Source organism: Marinibaculum pumilum, from assembly GCF_042646425.1.
Lineage (GTDB): Bacteria > Pseudomonadota > Alphaproteobacteria > Ferrovibrionales > Ferrovibrionaceae > Marinibaculum > Marinibaculum pumilum.
Genome location: NZ_JBHRTR010000046.1, coordinates 63,157 through 86,166 on the forward strand (window position 1 = coordinate 63,157; position 23,010 = coordinate 86,166).

Below are 23,010 nucleotides of genomic sequence, written 5' to 3' on the forward strand. Positions count from 1 at the left end.
GGACGTCGCATTGGCGGCTCCTCCAGCCGGGGCCCGCTGCGCCAGCGGGCCCTTGTCAGACAGCCCCGTTATAGCGGTCCGTCGTCCCCGGGTCAGGGGGCGGGTCCGGCGCCGGCCCTGCAGGCGCGGCGCGCCGGGGTTGACCCGGCGGCGTCAGGGGGCTAACCCTAGACGTACGTGGTGATTTGGGCCGGCCGGCTTGCGCGCCACGCTAAACAACGCGCTAAAAGGCCGGGAGGAAACCCCCGGGCTGAGCGCAATGCACTTTGGCGTGCACTGCCGTATCGTCCCGGGATTTTTTTTGCCCCTCCCGACCCGCAACTGCGTGACCGTGACCTGACGAAGGAGGGGATCATCATGAGTGCCAGAGAACAGGACCTGCCGCAGGCCGAAGCGGCGGCGGCGAAGCCCAGTGGCGCGCCAGGTGCCGCTTCGGGTGCCGCCTGGCGGCCGGCCACCCGGCTGGTGCGCGGCGGCCTGCGCCGCAGCGAGTTCGGCGAGACGGCGGAGGCGCTGTTCCTGACCTCGGGCTTCCGCTACGACAGCGCGGAGGCGGCCGAGGCCCGCTTCAAGGGCGAGGCGGAGGGCTTCGTCTACAGCCGCTTCGGCAATCCCACCGTACGCACCTTCGAGGAGCGGCTGGCCCTGCTGGAAGGGGCGGAGGATGCCCGCGCGACGGCCTCCGGCATGGCGGCGGTGAATGCCGCCCTGATGTGCCAGCTGAAGGCCGGCGACCGGGTGGTGGCCGCCCGGGCCCTGTTCGGCTCCTGCCGCTACATCATCGAGGAGATCCTGCCGCGCTTCGGCGTCACCGCCGTGCTGGTCGACGGCGCCGACCTGGACCAGTGGCGGGACGCGCTGGCGGAGCCGACCAACCTGGTCTTCTTCGAGACCCCGGCGAACCCGACCCTCGACCTGGTCGATATCGCGGCGGTCTGCGACCTGGCCCATGCGGCCGGCGCCCGGGTGGTGGTGGACAATGTCTTCGCGACGCCGATCCTGCAGCGCCCGCTGGAGCTGGGCGCCGACATCACCGTCTATTCCGCCACCAAGCATATCGACGGCCAGGGCCGCTGCCTGGGCGGCGCGGTGCTGGGCGACCATGCCTTCATCAACGATGTCCTGACCCCCTATATGCGGCATACCGGCCCGTCGATGAGCCCGTTCAACGCCTGGGTGCTGCAGAAAGGCCTGGAGACCCTGCCGCTGCGCTTCCGCCAGCATTGCGAGAGCGGCCACCGGGTCGCCCACTGGCTGCGGGCGGATCCGCGGGTCGGCCGGGTGATCTATCCGGGCTTCGCCGACTTCCCGCAGGCGGAGCTGGTCGGCCGGCAGATGTCCGGCTCCGGCGGTCCGATCGTCTCCTTCGAACTGGCGGAGGAGGGCAAGGCGCGGGTGTTCCGCTTCCTGAACGGCCTGCGCCTGGTCGACATCTCCAACAATCTTGGCGATTCCAAGTCGCTGATCACCCATCCGGCGACCACCACCCACCAGCGCCTGCCGCCGCAGGAACGCGCCCTGATGGGAATCAGCGACGGCCTGGTGCGGCTCAGCGTCGGGCTGGAGGATGTGGAGGACCTGCTGGAGGATCTCGACCGCGCACTCGCGGCCTGAGCGAAGATCCGCCCTGCCGGCAGCCTGTCTGCCGGCAGGGCGCCGCTTCTGGACAATGCCCGGCAGGACCCTAATATCGGCGGAGCGGCGGCAGGCCCTTCGGGCAGGCGGTCGCATCGATACCTGCCGGCACCGGGTGTGCCGGCCAACGGCTGGCCCGGCCGGCGGCGCTGCGGCGATCCGGACGCGGGCCGGGAGGCGCCATGTACGCGCAAAGCACCAACGGCATCACGGTCACCGCCCGCCCGATCTATCTGGAGGAGCAGTCCTCGCCGGGCGAGCATCGCTATGTCTGGGCCTACCAGATCCGGATCGAGAACGGCAGCGACGACACGGTCCAGCTGCTGACCAGGCACTGGCAGATCACCGATGCCAACGGCCGGGTGCAGGAGGTCCGCGGCGACGGCGTGGTGGGCGAGCAGCCGATCCTGGAGCCCGGCCAGACGTTCGAATATACCAGCGGCTGCCCGCTCTCGACGCCGTCCGGCTTCATGGTCGGCAGCTACGGCATGATGGCGGCCGATGGCGGGATCTTCGACGTGGCGATCCCCGCCTTTTCGCTGGACAGCCCCCACGCCACCCTGAGCGTGAACTGATCCGAGGGCATCCGCATCGCCCGGGCGCCCGCCTCGGGTGAACCTCCTCACCTGCCGCGACGTACATATCGAAGCGGAGCCGCGATCATGCGGTTCCATGGTGCGGCAGGAAGCCGGCGACCGTCGGCCCGTGACGAGACAATCAGAACCAGTGCTGTGCTGCGGGGAGCCGTCGGTGCGGCGTGACGAGAGGGACAGGAATGAGCAATCCGGCAGCGATCATCGGCCAGGCGGAGGCGTCCGGCCGGCCCAGCCGCGAAGAGGCGGAAGAGGCGGTGCGGACCCTGATCCGGTGGGCCGGCGACGATCCGACCCGGGAAGGGCTGCTGGGCACGCCGGATCGGGTGGTGCGGTCGTACGATGAATTCTTCGCCGGCTATGCCGAAGACCCGGTCGCCCTGCTGGAGCGCACCTTCGAGGAGGTCGAGGGCTATGACGAGATGGTGCTCCTGCGCGACATCCGGCTGGAGAGCCATTGCGAGCACCACATGGTGCCGATCATCGGCAAGGTGCATATCGGCTACCTGCCCGACCGGCGGGTGGTCGGCATCTCGAAGCTGGCGCGGGTCGCGGAGGTCTATGCCAAGCGCCTGCAGATCCAGGAGAAGATGACGGCGCAGATCGCCAACACCCTGGACGAGGTGCTGCGGCCGCGCGGCGTCGGCGTGGTGATCGAGGCGGCGCACCAGTGCATGACCACCCGCGGCGTCCACAAGTCGGACGTCACCATGGTGACCAGCCGCATGCTGGGCGCCTTCCGCGACGATCCGCGCACCCGCGCGGAGTTCATGTCGGTGATCGGCAGCCCGGTCAGCCATGTCTGACCGGGCCGGGGAACGCCCCGGGCGGATCCTCCCGGCGACCGTCATCGGGTGGCGGCGTACATGACTTGTGCTCGGGCGCCTCGGCGGCCGCGACCTCCTCCGCGATGCGGCCCTGCCGGCTGTCAGGCCAGCACGGCGGGCCGGAAGCCTGCGCCGGCCAGGAAATCCGGCAGCAGGGCGGCCAGCCGTTCGCCGACCAGGCCGCAGGCGCCGGTCGTGTGCAGCTGCGCATCGGCGTCGCCGGCGGCGCCGGCATAGTACGGGTGCCGCGCCAGGTAGTCGGCCAGGCTGGCCGCCACCAGGGCGGGCTGCGACAGGATCCGGCAGCCGGCCGGCAGGTGGCTGCGGAACACCGCCTCCACCAGCGGATAGTGGGTGCAACCCAGGATCACATGGTCGGGTGCGACACCCCCTGTCGCTGCCAGCAGGGCGTGGACATCGCGGCCGACAAGCCGATCGATCTCCGCCGCCGGCGCGCCGCGCTCGATGGCGCCGGCCAGGCCGGGGCAGGCCTGCTGCACGATGCGCATGCGCGGGCAGCGCTTGGCGATCTCCTCGCCATAGACGTCGGTCTGCACGGTACGGGTGGTGGCGAACACCGCGACCAGCCCCTCCCGCACGGCGCCGGCTTCGGTCGGAATTCCGATGCCCCAGGGTGTCAGGGTCGCCGCCTCCACCGTCGGCGCGACGATGCCCAGGATGTTGCAGCCGCGGGCGCGCCAGCCGCTCTGCGGCAGCCAGTGCTGCTGCAGGTGGCGCAGCGCCACGGCGGTGGCGGTGTTGCAGGCCAGGACCACCAGCCGTGCGTCCTGGCGGAACAGCCAGTCGGCCGCCGCCGCGGTCAGCGCCAGCACCTCGGCCGACGGCCGGTCGCCATAGGGGGCGTTGGCGTGGTCGCCCAGATAGATGAAGCGCCGGTCCGGCAGGCGCGCGCGCAGCGCCCGCAGGATGGTGAGGCCGCCATGGCCTGAATCGAAGCAGCCGATCATCGGCGCGGGCATTCCAGGGCGGGCGCGCGGGCTGCGCGCCATGGTTGCGAAGGACACCAGAAGGCGGCGATTCACCCCCGCTGTCAATCCGCCGCGGCCGACGCGGCCGGCATCGCGGTGAAGGCATAGGCCGCAGTGATGCCGGCCAGCTGCCGGCTGGCATGCAGCGCGCCCCGCACGGCCCGGTCCGCCCGGCCGTCATCGAGCGGCCAGCCGGCGGCGCGTCCCTGCCGGCAGGCGGCCAGCGCGGCCTCACGTCCGGCCTGCGGCGAGACCGGCACCGCCAGACCCGCCGCCGCCAGGCGGCCGGCCAGCAGGTCGAACAGGCCGTGCGCCAGCGGCGCGGCGGCAAGCAGCGCCTCCGACGGGGCGAAGGCGCCGGCCCGGCACAGGGCCACCATGTAGTAGGTCGGCGCGTCCAGCTGCACCCCGCTGCCCGGATAGATGGTCACCGCCGGGACCCAGGGCGCCAGCTCCGGCAGCAGATGGTTGGGCAGCACCCGTGCGTCCCAGTAGCGGCGGGCGACCGTGGCATAATGCGCGAAGTCGCGCACCGGCCGGAAATCCGCCTCGGCCAGCGGCTTGATCTCCACCTTCGGCTTGGCGGCGATCACGGTGTCGTTGGCGATATCGACATAGTAGGTGCCGACCAGGAAGGCGTTCTGGAAATAGGCGCCGCGCAGGTCGCCCCAGACCTGACGCATGGTGCCGCCGGCGGCGAGGAAAGCGTGCAGCGCGTCGCGGCCCCGCCGCGCGGGACCCTCCGGCGGTGCCATTCCGTTCAGGCCGCGCAGCGCCAGCTTTGCCGCGCGGGAAATCTCCAGGCACTGCCCCAGCGGATAGCTCTTGCCGAAGCTGACCGGCTTCGCCGCCCGCAATCGCGGGTCCAGTTCCGCCCGCAGCCACAGGAAGAACCGCTCCAGCGCCGCCAGCTCCGGCGCCAGGCAGGCTGCCGACAGCGCCGCCTGTCGTGGCCAGTCGCGGACCACCGGCTCGTTCGGCAGCGGCGGCCGTTCTTCGGGGCGGGCCGGCAGCAGCACCGGCGACAGGGATGGCTGGATGTTCACTCAGGCGTCTCGCGAAGCGCGGCACGTGGCAGGGGCTTCCTGCGCTCTACGCGCAGTTTCGCGGCAGGGCAATCCATCCGATGGGGGGATGGCCGGCCCGTTCATCCCGCAGGGAGCGCTTCCAGGTAGGGCAGCGGGTCGGGGCGGAATCGCTTCACGACATCCTCGACCCGTGCGACCGCCCGGTCGCGGCTGACCTCCAGGTGGCGGGCCAGCGCCGATCCGGCGGCCTGCGCGCGGCCCTTCTGCAGGCGGTCGACGACCTCCAGATGCTCCGGCAGGAACGGTTCGGTGTCGAAGATCCTGGGCGTCCAGCGGTACAGGAAGCGGTGCGCGATCAGCAGCGACTGCGGCAGGGTGATCGCCTGCATCAGCGCCCGGTTGCCGCAGCGGGCCAGCAGCTCGACATGCAGTTCCTGCTCCAGCGCGTCCAGCACCGGGCCGTCGATCTCCCGTGCATGGGCGATCGCCGCCTCCAGGTTCCGCCGCATCCGGGCCAGCAGTTCCGGCGGCGCCCGGCCGGCGGCGCGCTCCAGGGCCGGCGGCTCCAGCAGCGCGCGCAGCTCGTACAGCTCGCCGATATGGTCCGGCGTCAGGGCCGGGGCGAACCAGCGCGCCCGCTCGTCCTTGCGCACCAGGCCGCGCTGCTGCAGGCGGGCGACGACATCGCGGGCGACGGTGCGGCTGACCCCGTAGTGGCGGGCCAGCTCCGCCTCGTTGACCCGCCAGGCGGCGAAGGAGATGCGGGCGATGATCTGGTCCTCGACCTCGGCATAGATCCGCTCCCAGCTGGCCGCGGATTGCAGGCGGAGATCCTCCGCCGGCGCTGCCGGCGCCTGCGCCGTCGCCCGGCGGGCCCCGGCGGCAGGCGGTTGGGAGCGGACCGTGAAGCCGCGGCCGCGGGATTTCTCCACCAGGCCGGCACGGGCCAGCTCCGCCAGCGCCTGGCGGGCGGGCGCCCGGCTGATGCCGAACTGCGCGGCGATGCCGGATTCCATCAGGCGGCTGCCGGCGGGCAGCTGGCCGGCGGCGATCTGTTCGGCCAGGATCTCGTAGGCGCGCTGGTACAGGCGCGGCGCGGTGCCGGAGATCCGGCCTGCGCCGCTGCGGCCGCCCGGCCGTCCCCCGGTGCCGCTGCCGGTGCCGGTTCTGCCGCCCTTTCGGGAAGGTCCGTCCGGCATCTTTCCGCCGTCCCTGCTGTCAGATTCCGGAAGCGAGATAGCCGCCGTCCACCCGCAGGGTGGCGCCGTTCACGAAGGCGGCGGCATCGGAAGCCAGGAAGATAGCGGCGCCCACCAGCTCGGACAATTCGCCCATCCGGCGCATGGCGCTGCGGCGCCGTGCCTCCGCCTTGCGCGCCTCCGGCATCCGCTCGCGGTTCAGTTCGGTCATGAAGAAGCCGGGCGCGATGGCGTTCACCCGCACCCCGCCCTCGCCCCACTCCGCGGCCAGGCTCTGGGTGATGCCGGCCACCCCCCACTTGCTGGCGCTGTAGGCGGCGGCATTGGCCCAGCCGGTATGGGCGGCCAGCGAGGTGATGTTGACGATGCGGCCGTCGCCGCGCGCCAGCATGCCGGGCGCGAAGGCGGTGCAGGCGAAGAAGACGCTCTTCAGGTTGGTGTCCAGGATGGTGTCGTATTCCGCCTCGCTCAGTTCCAGCGCCGGCTTGATCGCGGTGGTGCCCTGGCAGTTCACCAGGATGTCGGGCGTGCCGTGGTCCGCCGCCACAGTGGCGGCCAGCTCCGCCAGCGCGCCGCTGGCACGGGCATCGGCGGGATAGGCGAGCCGCGGGCCGTCGCCGGCGCTCCCGTCCGCCGGGCCGGCGGCGGCGCGCAGCTCCTCCGCCACCGCCAGCAGGCGCTCCGCCCGGCGCCCGGCCAGCAGCACCTTCGCCCCGGCGCGGCGATAGCCCAGCGCGATCTCCCGTCCAATGCCGCTGCCGCCGCCGATCACCAGCGCGCTGCGGCCCTGCAGCGAAAAGCCTTCCGTTGCGGCGTTCATGCCTCTCCCCCGTCCCGTTCCCCGGCGCCCCGCCCATCCTGCCGGCTGGCGCGTCGCGGTGCCATGCAGGCTGCCGGCCTCTTGCCACCTGCACCTCAGATGGATAGTGTACACAAAAGCCGTTTTGGCAGGAACGACAGGCTGCATGGACGGCCTGCGGCAGTGGGAGGAAGGCGCCGGACATGACGGGTCGGCTGGCAGGCAAGCGGGCGTTCGTGACCGGCGCCGGACAGGGGATCGGCCGCGCCACCGCGCTCGCCTTCGCCGCGGAAGGGGCGGAGGTGGTGGCGGCCAGCCGCACCTACGGCAAGCTCGCCGACCTGGCGGAACGGTCGCCGGCGATCCGCCCGCTGCAGCTCGACGTCACCGACGGCGCGGCGGCGGCCGATGCGATCGCCGCCGCCGGCCGCCTCGACATCCTGGTGAACTGCGCCGGCTGGGTGCACCAGGGCAGCATCCTGGACTGTTCCGACGACGATTGGGCACGCAGTCTGGAGCAGAACGTCACCGCCTGCTTCCGGCTGATCCGCGCCGTGCTGCCGCAGATGCTGGAACGGCGCGGCGGCGCGATCGTCAACGTCGCCTCGGTGGCCTCCAGCGTGACCGGGGTGCCGGGCCGCGCCGCCTACGGCGCCAGCAAGGCGGCGCTGATCGGCCTGACCAAGGCGGTGGCGCGCGACGTGATCGGCCAGGGCGTGCGGGTCAACGCGCTCTGCCCCGGCACGACGGACTCACCCTCCCTGGCGGAGCGGATCGATGCCACCCCGGACCCCGCGGCGACGCGGCGCCAGTTCGTCGCGCGCCAGCCTATGGGCCGGCTGGGCACGGCGGAGGAGATGGCCGCCGCCGCGATCTACCTCGCCGCCGACGAGAGCGCCTTCATGACCGGCCAGCTGCTGGTCGTCGATGGCGGCCAGACATTGTGAGCGCGCCGCCGCAGGCGCAGGGCCCGCGCCGGGTCGATGCGGCGGCGCTGGACCGCTTCTGCCGGGCGGTGCTGGCCGCCGCCGGTGCCGATGCCGGCACCGTGGACGCCGCGACCCGCGCCATGCTGCACGGCTCGCGCCTGGGGGTGGACAGCCACGGCGTCCGCCTGCTGGGCCACTACGTGGCGGTGCTGCAGGGCGGCCGCGTCAATCCGCGGCCGGCGATGACCTGGCCGGCGGATGGTGGCGCGGTGGCGGTGCTGGATGCCGATAACGGCCATGGCGCGCTGGCAACATTCCACGCCGTTGACCATGCGGTCGGCCGCGCCCGCACCACCGGGCTGGCGGCGGTGGCGATCCGCAACAGCTCCCATTTCGGCCCGGCCGGCGCCTATGCCCTGGCGGCGGCGGAGGCCGGCATGATCGGCCTGGTGACCTGCAACGCTGACAGCTATGTCCGCCTGCATGGCGGTGCGGAACGCTTCCACGGCACCAACCCGCTGGCCTGCGCGGTGCCGGTCGCGGGCGGCCGGCCCTGGCTGCTGGACATGGCGACCAGCGCGATCCCGTACAACCGGATCCAGCTTTACAAGAGCCTGGGCCGCGATCTGCCGCCGGGCACCGCCTCGGCCGCCGGTGGGATCGACACGGTGGATCCCGCGGCAGCGCAGATGCTGGCGCCGTTGGGCGGCGATTTCGGCTTCAAGGGCGCCGGCCTGGCCGGCCTGTCGGAGATCCTCAGCGCGGTGCTGACCGGCATGCGGCTGAGCTTCGAGATCGCGCCGATGGCCGGGCCGGACCTGGCCAGTCCCCGCGGGCTTGGCGCCTTCGTCCTGGTGCTGCGGCCGCAGGCCTTCCTGCCGGAAGAGGATTTCGACGCGGGCATGCGCCGCTATCTGGCGGCACTACGCCGCTCCGCGGCACGCCCGGGCGAGGAAGTGCTGGCGCCCGGCGACCGCGAATGGGCCGAAGCCGACCGCCGCGCGGCGGCCGGCATTCCGATCGACCCGGATACCGAAGCGGTGTTCCGGGACCTGGTCGATCGGTTCGGGCTGGCGCCGCCGGCATTCGCCGCGGCGCCCGACGCCGCCTCTGCGCCACCCGGCGCCTCGGGGGCGAAGACAGGGTGAGGAAACGAAAGGGAAGGCAGATGACCATGCGGAACAGATCTGCGGCGCCGCTCCGCGCGGCGCTGGGCATGGGGCTGGCGCTGATGCTTGGCGCCGGCGCCGCCGCGGCGGAGGAGTACAGCCTGCGCTTCAACCACGTGCTGGGGCCAAACGAGCCCTATCACAAGGGCTTCCAGGCCTGGGCGGAGAAGGTGAAGGAGCGCACCGACGGCGGCCTCACCATCGAGGTCTTCCACAGCGCCCAGCTGGGGGTGGAGGAGGACATCATCGAGCAGATGCGCCAGGGCGCCAATATCGGCCAGAACACCGACGCCGCCCGGCTGGGCAACTACGTGCCGGGCATCGCGGTGGTCAACGGCCCCTACTTCGTCGGCTCGCTGGAGGAGGCCTATGCCCTGGCCGACAGCCCGACGATGCAGGCCTGGCAGGCGGAGCTGGCGAAGGAGCATGGCCTGAAGGTGGTCTGCTTCGACTGGGTGCAGGGCTTCCGCCACTTCTTCACCGGCAAGCCGGTGCGCAAGCCGGAAGACCTGGCGGGCCTGCGGGTACGCACCCCGCCGGCGCCGATCTGGCAGGAATCGATCCGCGCCCTGGGGGCGGAGCCGGTGGCGATGAACTTCACCGACATCTATCCGGGCCTGCAGCAGCGCGCCGTCGACGGGGCGGAGCTGGTCTATCCGAACATCACCGCGGGCAAGCTCTACGAGGTGCTCGACCATGCCAACGAGACCGGGCACATCCTGCTGGTGAACTTCCAGGTGGTCAGCGCCGAATGGTTCGACAAGCTGCCGGCCGACTACCAGACGGCGCTGGTGGAGGAATGCCGCGCCGCCGGGCAGGCGACCTCCGCGGTGATCGCCGACGCGGTCGCCAAGGCGAAGGCGGCGGTGCAGGAGAAGGGCATGACCGTTGTCGAGGATGTCGACATGGCGGCCTTCCGCAAGGCCGGGGAGAAGGCCTATGAAGTGCTGGGCCTGACCGAGGCGAAGGAGAAGGTCCAGAAGGAAATCGCCAACTAGATCAACTTGCACTCGGATGGAATCATCCGAGCGGCAATAAGTTGATCGATTCCAAAAAGATAGCGCATCTTGTCTGCGTCCGAACGGACGCAGGATGCGCTAGGATGCGCCGCCGCCCTCCGCGCCGGGGGGCGGCGGGCGCCAGCCATTGCGGGGTGCGGCTCCGGGGCGGGACCCCGGCCGGCCCCGGCCGGCAGGGATCGCCGCATGCAGAAGCTCTACGCATTCGCCTTGCGCCTTGAGGCGGTCCTTGCCGGCACCTTCCTGCTGCTGATGGTGGCGCTGATCTTCACCGGCGGCGTGGCGCGGATGCTGCACCATCCGCTGAACTGGACCATCGACCTGGCGACCTGCTTCTTCGCCTGGGCGGCCTTCCTCTGCGCCGACATCGCGTGGCGCCGGGACGCCCTGGTCGCCATCGACCTGCTGGGCGAAAGGGCGCCGGCCCGCCTGCGCCAGGCGCTGGCCTATGCCAACCTGGTCATCCTCACCGCCTTCCTGGGCTATGTGATCTATGCCGGGGCGGTGCTCTCCTGGGTCAGCCGCGCGCGCAGCTTCCAGGGCATCCCGGAGGTCAGCTATTCCTGGGTGACGATGAGCCTGCCGGTCGGCGGGCTGCTGCTGCTGGTCACCACCCTGCTGAAGCTGCGCGACCGGCTGCGCGCCGACGGCCTGGTTCGCGGCGCGCCGGCAAGCCCCGGCGGCCCCTCGGGGCGGGGGGGCTGAGCCATGCTGCTGGTCGTCATCGCCTTCGTCGTGCTGCTGGTGATGGGCATGCCGGTTGCCTTCGCGATCGGCATATCCGGCGCCCTGTTCTTCCTGCAGCACCCGGAACTGCCCTTCACCATCCCGGTGCAGGTCACCGTCTCGCAGACCCAGAACTTCGCCCTGCTGGCGGTGCCCCTGTTCATCCTGGCCGGCCATTTCATGAACCGCTCCGGCATCACCGCGCGGCTGCTGGACCTGGCCTCGGTGCTGACCGGCCGGCTGAAGGGCGGGCTGGCGCAGGTCTCGCTGGCGCTGTCGGCGCTGATGGGCGGGGTCTCCGGCTCCGCCATCGCCGATGCGGCGATGCAGTCCCGCATGCTGGGGGAGGAGATGGTGCGCCGCGGCCTCTCCCGCGGCTTCACGGCCGGGGTGCTGTCGTTCGGCGCGGTGCTGACGCCGATCATCCCGCCGGGGATCGGCATGATCCTCTACGGCAGCATCGGCCAGGTCTCCATCGGCCGGCTGTTCGCCGCCGGCTTCCTGCCCGCCTTCCTGCTCTGGCTGGGCCTGGCGGTGGCGGTCTGGCTGACCGCGCGCCGCCGCGGCTATCCGCCGGAGCGCGCCGCCCGGCCGACCCTGGCGGAGGCGGGCTCCGCCTTCCGCGGCGGCATCTGGGCGCTGCTGTTCCCGGTCTTCCTGCTGCTGGGCCTGCGGATGGGGATCTTCACCCCGTCGGAGATCGGCGCCTTCGCGGTGCTCTATGCGATCGTTATCGGCGTCGCGGTCTACCGCAGGATGCGGGCGCGGGGCTTCGTCGAGGCGCTGGAGGGCAGCCTCGCCGATATCGGCTCGGTGATGCTGCTGATCGCGCTGTCGGCGATCTTCTCCTACGGCATCGTGCTGGAGCGGGTGCCGGAGGTGGTATCGGGCTGGATCCTGGGCCTGACCGGCGACCTGCAGGGGGCGATGGTGCTGGTCGCGCTGTTCATCCTGGCGATCGGCTTCTTCGTCGACGCCACCGTGCTGATCATCATGCTGACGCCGATCTTCCTGCCGCTGATGCGGGAGCTGGGCGGCGATCCGGTGCATTTCGGCATCGTCTTCATCGTCGCCGCGACGATCGGCAATTTCACCCCGCCGGTCGGCGCGGCGATGTACGCCGTCTGCTCGATCCTGAACTGCTCGGTCGCCGCCTATACGCGCGAGAGCGTGCCGCTGTTCCTCGCCGTCGCCGGCGCCACGCTGGCGCTGATCTTCCTGCCCGACCTGGTGCTGTTCCTGCCGGACCTGATCTTCGGGTAGAGGTCCCAGGAACGGCGTTATAGGTCCTGCATTTCGCGAGCGTCACGGCGGGACCGACCCGGGGGCCAACCCGCAAGCCTCGAGGCGCCTGGCAGGCTGCCGGAATGGGTTCTCGGGTCGAGCCCGGGAACGAGGTGGTTCCGGTTCCCCCGTACCGGCGGGGATTTCCCCTCAGCCCCCCGCCGCCCCGGCTTCCGCCGGCTTCCGTCGCCCCAGCACTTTCGCGACATCCTCCTGGATGCCCAGGAGCGCCGGCACCAGGACCAGGACCAGCAGGGTGGCGATGGCCAGGCCGAAGACCAGGGTGACGGCCATCGGGATCAGGAACTGCGCCTGCAGCGAGGTCTCGAACAGGAGCGGCAGCAGGCCGCCGATGGTGGTGAGCGAGGTCAGCAGCACGGCGCGCAGGCGGTCGGCGGCGCCGTTCGCGATCGCCTCCATGGTGGCTTCGCCGGCGGCGATGCGCGCGTCGATGGTGGTGACCAGGACGATGGAATCGTTGACCAGCACGCCCGACAGGCCCAGCAGCGCGACCAGCGACAGGATCGTCAGGTCCATGCCCAGCAGCGCATGGCCGACGATCGCGCCGACCAGGCCGAAGGGGATGATCGCCATCACCACCAGCGGGCGCGTGTAGGAGGCGAAGACCCAGGCCAGCACGATGTAGATCACCGCCAGCGCCACCAGCGCGCCGGTCTGCAGGTCGCCCAGGGTGCGGGCCTGCTCCTCCGACTTACCGGCCAGACGCCAGGTCAGGCCGTGGCGGGCGGCGATCTCCGGCAGCGGACCGGCCTCCAGCTCCGCCAGCACGGCATTGGCGTTGGTGAGGGTCTCGTCGATCTCCCCGGTCACCGCCACCTCGCGGCGCGCATCCTCGCGCCTTATGCGGTCGAAGCCCGCCTGCTCGCGGATCGACACCACCTCGGTCAGCGGCACCGGGCTGCCGTCGGGGCCTTCCAGCAGCAGGGTGCGCAGGTCGGCCTCGTGCCGTTCCTCCACCGGGCGCTGCACGCGGATCGTCACCTCCTCGTCGCCGCGGGCGAAGCGGCGCGCGATGCGGCCCTCGAAGGCGTTGCGGATCTGCTGCGCCACGCTCTGGGTGGTGAAGCCGAGCGCACTGCCGCGCGGCGTCAGCTCCAGCACCAGCTCCGGCTTGCCCCAGGGCAGGTCGTCCTCCACGTCGCGCAGGCCGGGATAGGTCGCCAGCACGTCCTTCAGCTCCTCCGCCGCCGCCTTCAGCACCTCCGGCGCCGCGCCGATCAGGCGGATGTCCAGCTCCCGCCCCGGCGGCCCGCCCTGGCGCTCCACCAGGGCGATCCGCTCCACCCCGGCCAGTTCCACGATCTCCTGCCGCCAGGCGTCGATCACCTCCGGCGTGCGCACGTCGCGCAGGTCGGAGGGCTGTAGCTCGACATGCAGCCCGCCGCGATGGTCGCCCTGGACGGAGGAGAACTGGTCGCCCTGGCTGACGCCGATCTTGCCGAAGGCGGAGACCACGAGGTCGTCCCCCGCGCCCTCCATGCCGGCCACCGCGGCGTCCAGCGCCCGGTCCAGTTCGTCCACCATGGCCCCCACCGTCTCCCGCGGGGTGCCGGGGGCGAACAGGATGTTGGCGTAGATCGTGTCGCTTTCCGGCGAGGGGAAGAAGACGAAGGGCACGCGGCCGCCGGCGACGAGGCCGGCGCAGAGCAGCAGCGCCGCCAGCGCCGTCGCCACGGTGGCGTAGCGCCAGCGCAGGGCCAGCGCCACGGCGGGCCGGAAATGGCGGTCGCGCAGCCGGCCGAAGCCGCGGTCGAAGCCCTGCCGGAAGCGGCCCGGCGGCTTCGGGGCGCCGCCGTCGCCTCCCTGCCGCCGGCCGGTCATCGCGTGGCGCAGGTGGTTGGGCAGGATCAGGAAGCATTCCACCAGGCTGGCGATCATGATCGCGATCACCACCATCGGGATCGCGGAGATGATCTGGCCGATCACGTCGCCCACCAGGAACAGCGGCGCGAAGGCGGCGATGGTGGTCAGCGAGGCGGCGGTGACCGGCGCCAGCATGCGCATCGCGCCGCGCTCGGCCGCCTGCAGCGGATCCAGGCCGGTGCTGCGCAGATGGTCGGCATGCTCGCCCACCACGATGGCATCGTCGACGATGATGCCGATGGTCATGATCAGCGCGAACAGGGAGACCATGTTGATGCTCTGCCCGCTGGCCATCATCGCGGCGAAGGTCGCCATCATCGCCACCGGGATGCCGGCGGCGACCCAGAACGCGGTGCGGCCGTTCAGGAACAGGAACAGCACCACCACCACCAGGGCCAGGCCGCTGATGCCGTTGTTCAGCAGAAGCGCGATGCGGTCGCGGATCAGGGTCACCTGGACGTCGTATTCCTGCAGCTCCAGGCTGGGCGGCAGGGTCGGGCGGATCCGTTCCAGGGTGTCCTTCACGATGCGGGCGGAGGCGAGCGCATCGGCGGTGGCGGCGCGCTGGATATGCAGCTCCACCGCCGGCCGGCCGTGCAGGCGGCCGACGGCTGCCTCGCGGTCGAAGCGCTCCGCCACCTCGGCGATGTCGCGCACCAGGATCTTCTCGCCGCCGGTCAGGGCCTTGACCTCGATCGCGGCGACCTGCTCCGCGCCGGGGGCGAGGCCGAGGGAGCGGATCTGCTTCTGCAGCGCGCCCTCGACCCGCCCCGCCGGCAGGTCCTGGCTGGAGGCGCCGATGCGGGCCGCCACCGCGTCCAGGCTGAGGTCCAGGCGCTGCAGCGCCTCTTCCGGCACCTCCACCCAGATCTCCTCGTCGCGGGCGCCGAACAGGGTCACCTGGTCGATGCCGGCATCCAGCAGGGCGTCGCGGATCTGCTTGGCATAGGCCTTCAGCGCCGCTTCCGGGAACGGCCCGCCGATCGCCAGGCGGGAGATCGTCTCATACAGGGTGACCCGGCGGATCACCGGCTCCTCGATCTCCTCCGGAAAGGTCAGGATGCGGGCGATGGCGCTGTCCGCTTCCGACAAGGCGCGCTGCATGTCGGTGCCGGGCTCGAACTCCACCACCACCGTGCCGCTGCCTTCCACGGCGTAGGAGGTCACCCGCTTCACCCCGTCCAGGTAGCGCACCTCCGGGATCACCGCGGTGGTGATGTTGGCGTCGACATCGGCCGGCGAGGCGCCGGGCCAGGCGATCGAGACGGTGATCACGTCGATGCCGAATTCGGGAAAGAACTGCGTGTTCAGCCGGTCCAGCGACCAGGCGCCCAGCAGCACGGCCAGCAGCATCAGCAGGTTGGCCGCATTGCGGTGCCGGGTGAACAGGCGGATCAGCGCGGCGACGCCCATCGTTCGGCCCTCAGCCGGCCTCCCCTTGGGCAGGGCTGCCGGCGGCGCCGGAGCCGGTGGCATCGTCCTCCGCCGTATCGCGCAGCCGCACCTTCACCCCCGGCCCGGCGGTGGCGAAACGGGTCACCAGCACCCGGTCGCCGTCCTGCAGCGCGCCGCGCAGCAGCAGGTCGGTGCCGTCGCGGGCGACCAGCTCGACCGCGCGTGCCTGCAGCCGGTCGTCATCGCCGATGACATAGACGCGGTCGCCCTCGAACAGGGCGGCTTCCGGCAGGACGGCGACATTCTCGAACTGCCGGTCGGGCATCCGCACCTCGACGAAGGCGCCGGGGCGCAGCGGCGTGTCCGGGGCCAGGTCCGGCAGGCGGGCGAAGATGGTGACCCCGCCGACGGCCGCGTCGATGCGGCCGGCCTGGCGCTCCACCACGGCATCGAAGCGGCGCTCGCCCGCGCCGGCATGCCAGATCACCTCCGCCCGGCGGCCGATCAGGCCGGCGCCGCCCAGCAGGCGGCCGAACTGGTCGTCGGACAGGCTGATCCGGGCTTCCAGCCAGTCGCTGTCGATCAGGTTGGCGATGCGGTCGTTGACCCCGACCCGCTTGCCCTCCTGCGCCGCGATGTCGGTGAGGAAGCCGGCGAAGGGCGCCGCCAGCCGGGCATTGTCCAGGTCCCGCTCCGCCCGGCGCACGCCGACCTCCATGCGGGCGATCGCCGCCTCCTGCTGCTCGATGCGGGCGGCGTCGCCGGCCAGGGTGCTCTCCGCCACGTTGACCCGCTGCCCGGCGCGGGTCAGCTCCAGCTCGGCGGTGTCCAGGGTCTTCTGGGCGATCGAGCCGCTGCGCTTCAGCTGCCGCTGCCGGGTCACGTCGCGCTCCAGCAGCACGTATTGCTGCCGTTCCCGGCGCAGGGTGGCCTCCTGCGCCTCGCGCTGCGCCTGCAGCTGCGCCAGGCCTGCGCGCGCCTCCTTCAGCTGCGCGCGGCGCTCCTCCAGCGCCGCCTCATATTCGAACGGGTCGATCTGCAGGATCAGCTCGCCGGCGGCCACCGGCGCGCCTTCGCGCAGCGCGGTGCCGACATCGACGATCTCGCCGGCCACCAGGGCGCGCAGCTCGACCTCCCGGCCGGCGACGATCTCGCCATAGAGCTGAAGCTGCGGCTGCGCCGGGCCCAGGGAGACGGGCGCGACGGCGACGGTCCAGACCCGCTCCTCCGGCTCCCCCTGCGGCACCTGCGGCCGGGTCTGCACCAGCAGGGCGAAGCCGGCGATGCCGGCGGCAAGGATCAGCAGCGGCAGCAGCAGTCGGGGAAGGCGGCGCATGGCAGGCCGGCGCGGTTCAGTTGTCGGGCGGATAGGCGACGAAGCGGTTCAGGTCGCTGTGGATCTTGGCCTCCATGGCCCGGCCCCAGGCGGTCGCGGTATCGTTGACCAAGGCATTCAGGACCGTCATCCGCTCGTTCGCGGTGGTGCCCTCTGCGATGCTCAGGCCCCGGGTCACCCGGGACTGGGCATAGCCGATGCGCTCGCCGGTATGGTCGGTGATCGTCAGCTCGCCGATCAGGTCGGTGTCGAAGCGGGCCACCTGGTCGCGGGTGAACAGGCCGCCGACGCCGCCGGTCCGCGGCAGCGGCGTCTCGGTCACCGCGGCACGGGTCACCGTGACCCGCGCGGTGTTGCCGCCGCGACCGCTGGCGCGCAGCCGGACGCGGGCCCAGAGCAGCGCCGTATCGCCCAGGCTGACCGGCAGCTCCGCCTCGATGTTCGGCGCCTTCAGGGGCGGCAGGTAATTGTCCTGCACCTCCAGCACCTTGGCGTGCAGCCAGACCGGGTTGGTCGGCGGGAAGCGGGGCTGCGTGAAGACCGGACCCTGCGGCGGCGCCTCGCCGCCGCAGGCGGCCAGCGCGAGGGCAGGCAGGGCCAGCGTGCCGAAGGCCAGCGCCCGGCCCAGGACCTGCCGGCGGGCCGGATGGACCGAGGTCGGGGTCGGACCGCACGTCACGTCCGCGCGGCGATTGCTGTGGGCCATCCCCTGGGATCCTCTCTGTCTGGCGAACCGGCGCTAGCTGTCGTCTCCGCCGTCCCTGACATAGCCGCTGTCATTGGCGGCGACGGGGCTGCCGGCCAGTTCCTCGGGGGTGAAGCTGTAGCTGCGGTTGCAGAACTCGCAGGTCACGGTGACCCGGTCGTCGACCACCATGTCCGCCTGCTCGGCGCTGCTGAAGGTCTGCAGCACCTGCAGGATGCGCGGCCGGCTGCAGGTGCAGTGGGCGTTGACCGGCTGCGGCTCGAACACCCGCACGCCATCCTCGTGGAACAGCCGGTACAGCAGCCCCTCGCCGCTGAGGTCAGGGTCCAGAAGCTCGTCGTCGCGGGCGGAGCCCAGCAGGGTCATGGCGCGCGGCCAGGCATCCTCGTCGTCGGCCGCCGCGCCGCCGGCATGCGGCAGGCGCTGCAGCAGGATGCCGCCGACCCGCCAGCCCGCGCCGTGGCTGCGGCCCGCCGCCAGGCGCAGCACCGTGTCCAGCTGCTCGGACTGCTGGAAATAGGCATTGGCGCAGTCCGCCAGGGTGCCGCCGGCCAGCTCCACGATGCCCTGGTAGCGCTGCGCGCGGCCGCCCTGGTCGACGGTGAAGCTGAGAATGCCGCCGCCCAGCAGCCGCGGCACCGGTTCCTTCGGCGCCGGGCCGGCGGACAGCCGGTCATAGCGGTCCTGGTGCAGCGAGGCATGGCCGCGCAGCAGGCCGGGCTTGCGATAGTCGGCGACCAGCAGCGGCACCGGCCCCTCGCCGCGGGCCTGCAGGGTGAAGATGCCGTCGAAGGCCAGGGTTTCCGCCAGCAGGGTGGCCATGCCCAGCGCCTCGCCCAGCAGGCGGGAGACCTCGTCCGGATAGTCGTGGCGGCTGAGGATCTCGTCCGCGGCATCGCCCAGGCGCAGCAGCCGGCCGCGGATGCCGCCTCCCGACAGGCCGCCACCCGACAGGCTGCCCCCCGCCAGACTATTGCCGGCGGGGGCGGCCGTGCCGCCCTGGCCGAGCTGGAAGCCGAGGACGGTATCGGCGCCTGCGGTGCCGCCTAGATCGCCTCCAGACACCATTTCAGGATGGCCTTCTGCGCATGCACACGGTTCTCGGCCTCGTCGAACACCACCGACTGGGGGCCGTCGATCACCGCATCGGTGACTTCCTCGCCACGATGCGCCGGCAGGCAATGCATGAACAGGGCATCCTTTGCCGCATGGGCCATCAGGGCCTCGTTGACCTGGAACGGCTGCAGCAGCCGGTGCCGTTCGCCCGCCGTGTCGCCCATGCTGACCCAGCAGTCGGTGACGACACAATCGGCACCCTCCACCGCGGCGCGGGGGTCGTCGGTCAGCAGCACGTCGGCGCCCTGGTCGTCGGCCCAGTCCAGCCAGCGGCGCGACGGCCGCAGGTCGGACGGGCAGGCCATGCGCAGGACGAAGCCGAATTTCGCCGCCGCATGGATCCAGCTGTGGGAGACGTTGTTGCCGTCGCCGCACCAGGCGATGGTGCGGCCACGGATCGGCCCGCGCGCCTCCTCGAAGGTCATCAGGTCGGCGATGATCTGGCAGGGATGGCTGTCGTTGGTCAGCCCGTTGATCACCGGCACCCCGGCATGGGCGGCGAAGACCTCCAGGTTTTCCGGTGCCGCGGTGCGCATCATCACCACGTCGACATAGCGCGACAGCACACGCGCGGTGTCGGCCCAGCTTTCGCCGCGCTTCAGCTGCAGTTCGGTGCCCTGCAGCACCAGGGTCTCACCGCCCAGTTGCCGCATCGCGATGTCGAAGGAGACGCGGGTGCGGGTCGAGGGCTTCTCGAACAGCAGCGCCAGCACCTGGCCGTACAGCGGCGCATCCTCGTCGATGCGGCCGCGCGGGCGGCCGGCGCGCAGCTTCTTGTCGGTCAGCGCGTCGTCCACCAGGGCGCGCAGGATCGCCGCCTCCGTCATGGCCAGGTCCAGGAAATGCCGCGGGCCGGCGCCCGGCCGGGCCGCGGTCCGGTGCAGGGTCATGACCCGCCCGCCAGCCGCGCGCAGGCCCGGCCCAGCCGCTTCGCGGCCTCAACCAGGTCGGCATCGTCGATGTTCAGCGGCGGCAGCAGCCGCACGACATTGCTGCCGGCATAGACGCCAAGCATCTCCTCTTCGCGCAGGGCGGCGACCAGGTCGGCATTCTTCACCCCGTCGGCGCAGCGCACGCCGGTCAGCAGGCCCAGGCCGCGGACCTCCGCGATCACCTGCGGATGGTCGTCGGCCACCTCCGCCATCGCCTGGCGGAACAGGCTGGCCTTGCGCGACACCTCGTCCAGGAAGCCGTCGGCCAGCACCAGGTCCAGCACCGCATTGCCCACCGCGGTGCCCAGCGGATTGCCGCCGAAAGTGGAGCCGTGGGTGCCGGCGGTCATGCCCTTCGCCGCCTCCTCCGTCGCCATGAAGGCGCCCAGCGGGAAGCCGCCGCCGATCCCCTTGGCGATCGCCATGATGTCCGGCGTGACGCCGAAATGCTCGTGCGCGAACAGCCGTCCGGTGCGGCCCATGCCGGTCTGCACCTCGTCCATGAGCAGCAGCAGGCCGTGCCGGTCGGCAAGCGCGCGCAGCCCCTTCAGGAAGCCGGCGGGCGGAATGTTGATGCCGCCCTCGCCCTGCACCGGCTCGATCAGGATGCCGGCGGTGGCCGGGCCGATCGCCGCCTCCACCGCCTGCAGGTCGCCGAACGGCACATGGTCGAAGCCGTCCATCTTCGGGCCGAAGCCTTCCATATGCGCGGCATTGCCGCCGGCGGCGATGGTCGCCAAGGTGCGGCCGTGGAAGGCGCCGGTGAAGGTGATCAGGCGGAACCGCTCCGGCTGGCCGGAGACGTGGAAATAGCGCCGCGCGGTCTTGATCGCGCCTTCCAGTGCCTCCGCCCCGGAATTGCAGAAGAACACCCGGTCGGCGAAGGTCGCGGCGGTCAGCCGCTCGGCCAGCCGTTCCTGGCCCGGGATGCGGAACAGGTTGGAGGTGTGCCAGAGCTTCTGCGCCTGCTCGGTCAGCGCAGCCACCAGGTGCGGATGGGCATGGCCCGCCACGTTCACCGCCACGCCGGAGGCGAAGTCCAGGAATCGTCGCCCGTCCGTCGCCTCAAGCCAGGGGCCTTCGCCGGCGACGAAGGCAATGTCGGCCCGGGCATAGGTCGGCAGGATGGCCGTGGACACGGGGAGTTCTCCTGTCTGGGGCGCCGCCGCACAGCGCAGCGGCGCGGAAAAGGCGGTCACTATCTGCGCGGTGTCCGGCAAGTCAACCGAAAGTCGCAGCGATCCGCCAGCCGGGGCAGCCTAGCACATCGCGTCGCGCCGTCCCGGCTGCAGCGCGCAGGCAGTTGTGACAGACTTGCCGGCCCAGGGTCGGGCAGGGGGATGTGCCGGGTGATCGTCAGACTGTCGAAGATCGCGCTGATCGCGGGCGTGGCCCTGATGATGACCCTGGTGGCGGTGGGCAATGTCACCGCCTGGGAGATCAACTGGCCGTTCGTGCAGCACGTCATGAGCATGGACACCACCTTCCAAAACCCGGCGCTGATGTGGCGCGCGATCACCCATCCCGCGGCGCAGACGATCGGCTACCTGCTGATCATCGCCGCCGAGGCGGCGAGCGCGGTGCTGCTCTGGGCCGGGGCGGTGCGTCTGTGGCTGTGCCGGCGCGCGGCGGCGGCGGGCTTCGATGCCGCCAAGGACCTGGCGGTCGGCGGCCTTGCCCTGGCGATGCTCCTGTGGGGCGTGGGCTTCCTGACGATCGCCGGCGAATGGTTCGCCATGTGGCAGTCGCAGGACTGGAACGGCAAGCAGGCCGCCTTCCAGTTCCTGGGCTTCACCGGGCTGGTCCTGCTGTTCCTGAACCAGCGCGAGGGCGAGCTGCCCGCCTGACCGTCGGCCGGCGCCCCGTTCAGGCCTTCAGCTTGTAGCCGCGGCGGATCAGCAGGTAGCACAGGCCCCAGAGCAGGATATCGGCCGCGGCCAGCACCAGCATGCCCTGCCAGGCGGGCGCGTCGTGATAGCCGATCACCCCGCCGCGGAAGCCGTCGATCATGTAGAAGAACGGGTTGAGGTGGCTCAGGGTGTACCAGATCCCCGGCAGCCGATCGATCGAGTAGAAGGTGCCCGAGAGGAAGGCCAGCGGGGTGACGACGAAGTTGGTCACCGCGGCCAGCTGGTCGAACTTGTCCGCCCACAGCCCGGCGGCGATGCCGATCAGCGACATCATCAGCGCGCCGGCGATCGGGAAGTAGATCAGGGCGACCGGATCGGCGACCTGGACCGGCACGAACAGGGTCATCACCGCCGCCACCGCCACCGCGACGACCAGGCCGCGGGTCACCCCGGCCAGGGCATAGCAGGTCAGGAACTCCCCCGCCGACAGGGGCGGCATCAGCATGTCGACGATATTGCCCTGCACCTTCGAGATCATCAGCGAGGAGGAGGTATTGGCGAAGGCGTTCTGGGTGATCGACATCATCACCAGGCCCGGCGCCAGGAAGGAGACGAAGGGCACGCCGCCGGTCTCCCGTCCCTCGCCGAGCGCCAGGGTGAAGATCGCCAGCATCAGCAGGGCCGTCACCATCGGGGCGGCGACCGTCTGGGTCGCCACCTTGGTGAAGCGCTGCACCTCCTTGAAGTACAGGGTGCGCGCGCCGATCCAGTTGATGCCGTGGATCCGGCGCGGCGCCAGGCTGGCATGGGGCGGGTCGGCGGCGGTCGGGTCGGCGGCGGGCGGGGCGGCGGCCTGCGGATCCGCGCCGCGCCCCTCGATGCTGTGGCTGACCAAGGCTGTCCTCCTGCCGCCCGGCTTCTGCGGCCGGCGGCTGTCACGCTTGAGCTTGCGGTGGCAGTGATCTATCGGAACCCGCCGGCCGGTCCAAGTGGCGCCGACGGCAGGGACGGGGCGGGATGCCGCCGCCGGGCGGCAGGCCGGTGGCTGCCGGAACAGGAGATAGGGCGATGAAGGTGACGATCTACCACAATCCGCGGTGCAGCAAGTCGCGGCAGTGCCTGCAGCTGCTCCGCGACAGGGGGATCGAGCCGGAGGTCGTGGAATACCTCAAGACGCCGCCGTCGGCGGCGGAGCTGGATTCGCTCCTGAAGCTGATGGACCTGGAGCCGCGCGCGGCGATGCGCCGCAAGGAACCGCCCTACAAGGCGCGCGACCTGGACGATCCGGCGCTCGACCGGAAGGCGCTGCTGGCGGCGATGGTGGCCGATCCGGTGCTGATCGAACGGCCGATCGTGGTCGTCGACCGCAATGGCAAGCGCAGCGCCCGCATGGGCCGCCCGCCCGAGGCGGTGCTGGAGATCCTGCCCGCATGAACCGGGTCCGGCCATGACCGCGCCCCATAGCGGCTGGGGCGCCGGGCCGCCGGTCGATCCCGACCGGCTGGCGGGCTGGACGGCGCGCCTGGCCGGCGGCCGCCGGGCGGACCTGGCCGCCGCGATCACCGCGGTGGAGAACCAGACGGCCGACGCGGCC

21 protein-coding genes and 1 riboswitch are annotated in these 23,010 nt (G+C 71.7%); of the genes, 10 read left to right on the forward strand and 11 right to left on the reverse strand.

Going from position 1 to position 23,010, the window contains the following annotated elements:
* Nucleotides 1–167: 167 nt before the first annotated feature.
* A riboswitch (SAM riboswitch) is annotated at nucleotides 168–247 on the forward strand.
* Between the two features lie 110 nt (nucleotides 248–357).
* The 3 genes from metZ to folE all read left to right on the forward strand — a co-directional run bounded on the left by metZ (nucleotide 358) and on the right by folE (nucleotide 3,034).
* Complete coding sequence (gene metZ, locus ACFOGJ_RS24645) at nucleotides 358–1,614, forward strand: O-succinylhomoserine sulfhydrylase (protein WP_379905648.1); 1,257 nt, start codon at nucleotides 358–360, stop codon at nucleotides 1,612–1,614.
* Nucleotides 1,615–1,817: 203 nt separating this feature from the next.
* On the forward strand, nucleotides 1,818–2,210 hold the full coding sequence (gene apaG / locus ACFOGJ_RS24650) for a Co2+/Mg2+ efflux protein ApaG (protein WP_379905650.1): 393 nt from the start codon (nucleotides 1,818–1,820) through the stop codon (nucleotides 2,208–2,210).
* A 200-nt stretch (nucleotides 2,211–2,410) separates the two neighbouring features.
* Nucleotides 2,411–3,034 (forward strand): GTP cyclohydrolase I FolE, encoded by a 624-nt coding sequence (folE, locus tag ACFOGJ_RS24655; RefSeq protein ID WP_379905652.1) that lies wholly within the window; start codon nucleotides 2,411–2,413, stop codon nucleotides 3,032–3,034.
* Nucleotides 3,035–3,156: 122 nt separating this feature from the next.
* On the opposite strand, the gene ACFOGJ_RS24660 is transcribed toward folE, so the two are convergent.
* The 4 genes from ACFOGJ_RS24660 to ACFOGJ_RS24675 all read right to left on the reverse strand — a co-directional run bounded on the left by ACFOGJ_RS24660 (nucleotide 3,157) and on the right by ACFOGJ_RS24675 (nucleotide 7,091).
* On the reverse strand, nucleotides 3,157–4,023 hold the full coding sequence (locus ACFOGJ_RS24660) for a glutamate racemase (protein ID WP_379905654.1): 867 nt from the start codon (nucleotides 4,021–4,023) through the stop codon (nucleotides 3,157–3,159).
* Nucleotides 4,024–4,106: 83 nt separating this feature from the next.
* Nucleotides 4,107–5,090 carry a hypothetical protein gene (locus tag ACFOGJ_RS24665; RefSeq protein WP_379905656.1) on the reverse strand — a complete coding sequence of 328 codons (984 nt, stop codon included), beginning with the start codon at nucleotides 5,088–5,090 and terminating at the stop codon, nucleotides 4,107–4,109.
* Between the two features lie 101 nt (nucleotides 5,091–5,191).
* Nucleotides 5,192–6,271 carry a GntR family transcriptional regulator gene (locus tag ACFOGJ_RS24670; protein WP_379905658.1) on the reverse strand — a complete coding sequence of 360 codons (1,080 nt, stop codon included), beginning with the start codon at nucleotides 6,269–6,271 and terminating at the stop codon, nucleotides 5,192–5,194.
* Between the two features lie 19 nt (nucleotides 6,272–6,290).
* A complete protein-coding gene (locus ACFOGJ_RS24675; protein ID WP_379905660.1) occupies nucleotides 6,291–7,091 on the reverse strand; it encodes an SDR family NAD(P)-dependent oxidoreductase in 801 nt (266 codons plus the stop codon).
* A 182-nt stretch (nucleotides 7,092–7,273) separates the two neighbouring features.
* Between ACFOGJ_RS24675 and ACFOGJ_RS24680 the strand changes: the two genes are divergently transcribed.
* From ACFOGJ_RS24680 to ACFOGJ_RS24700, 5 genes are all read left to right on the forward strand, one after another.
* Entirely contained in the window at nucleotides 7,274–8,017 is a 744-nt protein-coding gene (locus tag ACFOGJ_RS24680) for an SDR family oxidoreductase (RefSeq protein WP_379905662.1), read from the forward strand.
* Entirely contained in the window at nucleotides 8,014–9,147 is a 1,134-nt protein-coding gene (locus tag ACFOGJ_RS24685) for an Ldh family oxidoreductase (RefSeq protein WP_379905664.1), read from the forward strand. The genes ACFOGJ_RS24680 and ACFOGJ_RS24685 overlap by 4 nt, the downstream gene beginning before the upstream one ends.
* 26 nt (nucleotides 9,148–9,173) lie before the next feature.
* Nucleotides 9,174–10,166, forward strand: a complete 993-nt coding sequence (locus ACFOGJ_RS24690; protein WP_379905666.1) for a C4-dicarboxylate TRAP transporter substrate-binding protein — start codon at nucleotides 9,174–9,176, stop codon at nucleotides 10,164–10,166.
* A 207-nt stretch (nucleotides 10,167–10,373) separates the two neighbouring features.
* Nucleotides 10,374–10,892 carry a TRAP transporter small permease gene (locus tag ACFOGJ_RS24695; protein WP_379905668.1) on the forward strand — a complete coding sequence of 173 codons (519 nt, stop codon included), beginning with the start codon at nucleotides 10,374–10,376 and terminating at the stop codon, nucleotides 10,890–10,892.
* 3 nt (nucleotides 10,893–10,895) lie between these two features.
* Nucleotides 10,896–12,176 (forward strand): TRAP transporter large permease, encoded by a 1,281-nt coding sequence (locus tag ACFOGJ_RS24700; RefSeq protein WP_379905670.1) that lies wholly within the window; start codon nucleotides 10,896–10,898, stop codon nucleotides 12,174–12,176.
* A gap of 171 nt (nucleotides 12,177–12,347) precedes the next feature.
* Here ACFOGJ_RS24700 and ACFOGJ_RS24705 read toward each other — a convergent pair whose 3' ends face one another.
* Genes ACFOGJ_RS24705 through ACFOGJ_RS24730 form a run of 6 tightly spaced genes read right to left on the reverse strand, consistent with a single transcriptional unit; the run spans nucleotide 12,348 to nucleotide 20,705 of the window.
* Nucleotides 12,348–15,494, reverse strand: coding sequence for an efflux RND transporter permease subunit (locus ACFOGJ_RS24705; protein ID WP_379905672.1), 3,147 nt, complete (start codon nucleotides 15,492–15,494; stop codon nucleotides 12,348–12,350).
* A 10-nt stretch (nucleotides 15,495–15,504) separates the two neighbouring features.
* A complete protein-coding gene (locus tag ACFOGJ_RS24710) occupies nucleotides 15,505–16,812 on the reverse strand; it encodes an efflux RND transporter periplasmic adaptor subunit (RefSeq protein WP_379905674.1) in 1,308 nt (435 codons plus the stop codon).
* A gap of 16 nt (nucleotides 16,813–16,828) precedes the next feature.
* Entirely contained in the window at nucleotides 16,829–17,518 is a 690-nt protein-coding gene (locus ACFOGJ_RS24715; RefSeq protein ID WP_379905676.1) for a hypothetical protein, read from the reverse strand.
* A gap of 33 nt (nucleotides 17,519–17,551) precedes the next feature.
* Complete coding sequence (hslO, locus tag ACFOGJ_RS24720) at nucleotides 17,552–18,586, reverse strand: Hsp33 family molecular chaperone HslO (RefSeq protein WP_379905678.1); 1,035 nt, start codon at nucleotides 18,584–18,586, stop codon at nucleotides 17,552–17,554.
* Entirely contained in the window at nucleotides 18,565–19,524 is a 960-nt protein-coding gene (gene argF / locus ACFOGJ_RS24725) for an ornithine carbamoyltransferase (RefSeq protein WP_379905680.1), read from the reverse strand. Before argF ends, hslO begins: the two co-directional genes overlap by 22 nt.
* Complete coding sequence (locus tag ACFOGJ_RS24730) at nucleotides 19,521–20,705, reverse strand: aspartate aminotransferase family protein (protein ID WP_379905682.1); 1,185 nt, start codon at nucleotides 20,703–20,705, stop codon at nucleotides 19,521–19,523. Before ACFOGJ_RS24730 ends, argF begins: the two co-directional genes overlap by 4 nt.
* Before the next feature lie 210 nt (nucleotides 20,706–20,915).
* On the opposite strand from ACFOGJ_RS24730, the gene ACFOGJ_RS24735 reads away from it, so the two are divergent.
* Complete coding sequence (locus ACFOGJ_RS24735) at nucleotides 20,916–21,413, forward strand: DUF2165 family protein (RefSeq protein ID WP_379905684.1); 498 nt, start codon at nucleotides 20,916–20,918, stop codon at nucleotides 21,411–21,413.
* A 19-nt stretch (nucleotides 21,414–21,432) separates the two neighbouring features.
* On the opposite strand, the gene ACFOGJ_RS24740 is transcribed toward ACFOGJ_RS24735, so the two are convergent.
* Nucleotides 21,433–22,311, reverse strand: a complete 879-nt coding sequence (locus ACFOGJ_RS24740) for an ABC transporter permease (protein ID WP_379905686.1) — start codon at nucleotides 22,309–22,311, stop codon at nucleotides 21,433–21,435.
* 173 nt (nucleotides 22,312–22,484) lie between these two features.
* Here ACFOGJ_RS24740 and arsC point away from each other — a divergent pair, with 173 nt between their 5' ends.
* The gene (gene arsC, locus ACFOGJ_RS24745; protein WP_379905688.1) at nucleotides 22,485–22,850 is read left to right on the forward strand and encodes an arsenate reductase (glutaredoxin); all 366 of its coding nucleotides are present in this window, start codon (nucleotides 22,485–22,487) and stop codon (nucleotides 22,848–22,850) included.
* Nucleotides 22,851–23,010: the final 160 nt, after the last annotated feature.

Coding starts and splice junctions, on each gene's coding strand:
- ACFOGJ_RS24680 (WP_379905662.1), top strand. CDS start 7,274: ATGACGGGTCGGCTGGCAGGCAAGCGGGCGTTCGTGACCGGCGCCGGA.
- apaG (WP_379905650.1), top strand. CDS start 1,818: ATGTACGCGCAAAGCACCAACGGCATCACGGTCACCGCCCGCCCGATC.
- arsC (WP_379905688.1), top strand. CDS start 22,485: ATGAAGGTGACGATCTACCACAATCCGCGGTGCAGCAAGTCGCGGCAG.
- ACFOGJ_RS24660 (WP_379905654.1), bottom strand. CDS start 4,023: ATGATCGGCTGCTTCGATTCAGGCCATGGCGGCCTCACCATCCTGCGG.
- ACFOGJ_RS24710 (WP_379905674.1), bottom strand. CDS start 16,812: ATGCGCCGCCTTCCCCGACTGCTGCTGCCGCTGCTGATCCTTGCCGCC.
- argF (WP_379905680.1), bottom strand. CDS start 19,524: ATGACCCTGCACCGGACCGCGGCCCGGCCGGGCGCCGGCCCGCGGCAT.
- ACFOGJ_RS24670 (WP_379905658.1), bottom strand. CDS start 6,271: ATGCCGGACGGACCTTCCCGAAAGGGCGGCAGAACCGGCACCGGCAGC.
- metZ (WP_379905648.1), top strand. CDS start 358: ATGAGTGCCAGAGAACAGGACCTGCCGCAGGCCGAAGCGGCGGCGGCG.
- ACFOGJ_RS24675 (WP_379905660.1), bottom strand. CDS start 7,091: ATGAACGCCGCAACGGAAGGCTTTTCGCTGCAGGGCCGCAGCGCGCTG.
- folE (WP_379905652.1), top strand. CDS start 2,411: ATGAGCAATCCGGCAGCGATCATCGGCCAGGCGGAGGCGTCCGGCCGG.
- ACFOGJ_RS24695 (WP_379905668.1), top strand. CDS start 10,374: ATGCAGAAGCTCTACGCATTCGCCTTGCGCCTTGAGGCGGTCCTTGCC.
- ACFOGJ_RS24715 (WP_379905676.1), bottom strand. CDS start 17,518: ATGGCCCACAGCAATCGCCGCGCGGACGTGACGTGCGGTCCGACCCCG.
- ACFOGJ_RS24690 (WP_379905666.1), top strand. CDS start 9,174: ATGCGGAACAGATCTGCGGCGCCGCTCCGCGCGGCGCTGGGCATGGGG.
- hslO (WP_379905678.1), bottom strand. CDS start 18,586: ATGGTGTCTGGAGGCGATCTAGGCGGCACCGCAGGCGCCGATACCGTC.
- ACFOGJ_RS24705 (WP_379905672.1), bottom strand. CDS start 15,494: ATGGGCGTCGCCGCGCTGATCCGCCTGTTCACCCGGCACCGCAATGCG.
- ACFOGJ_RS24700 (WP_379905670.1), top strand. CDS start 10,896: ATGCTGCTGGTCGTCATCGCCTTCGTCGTGCTGCTGGTGATGGGCATG.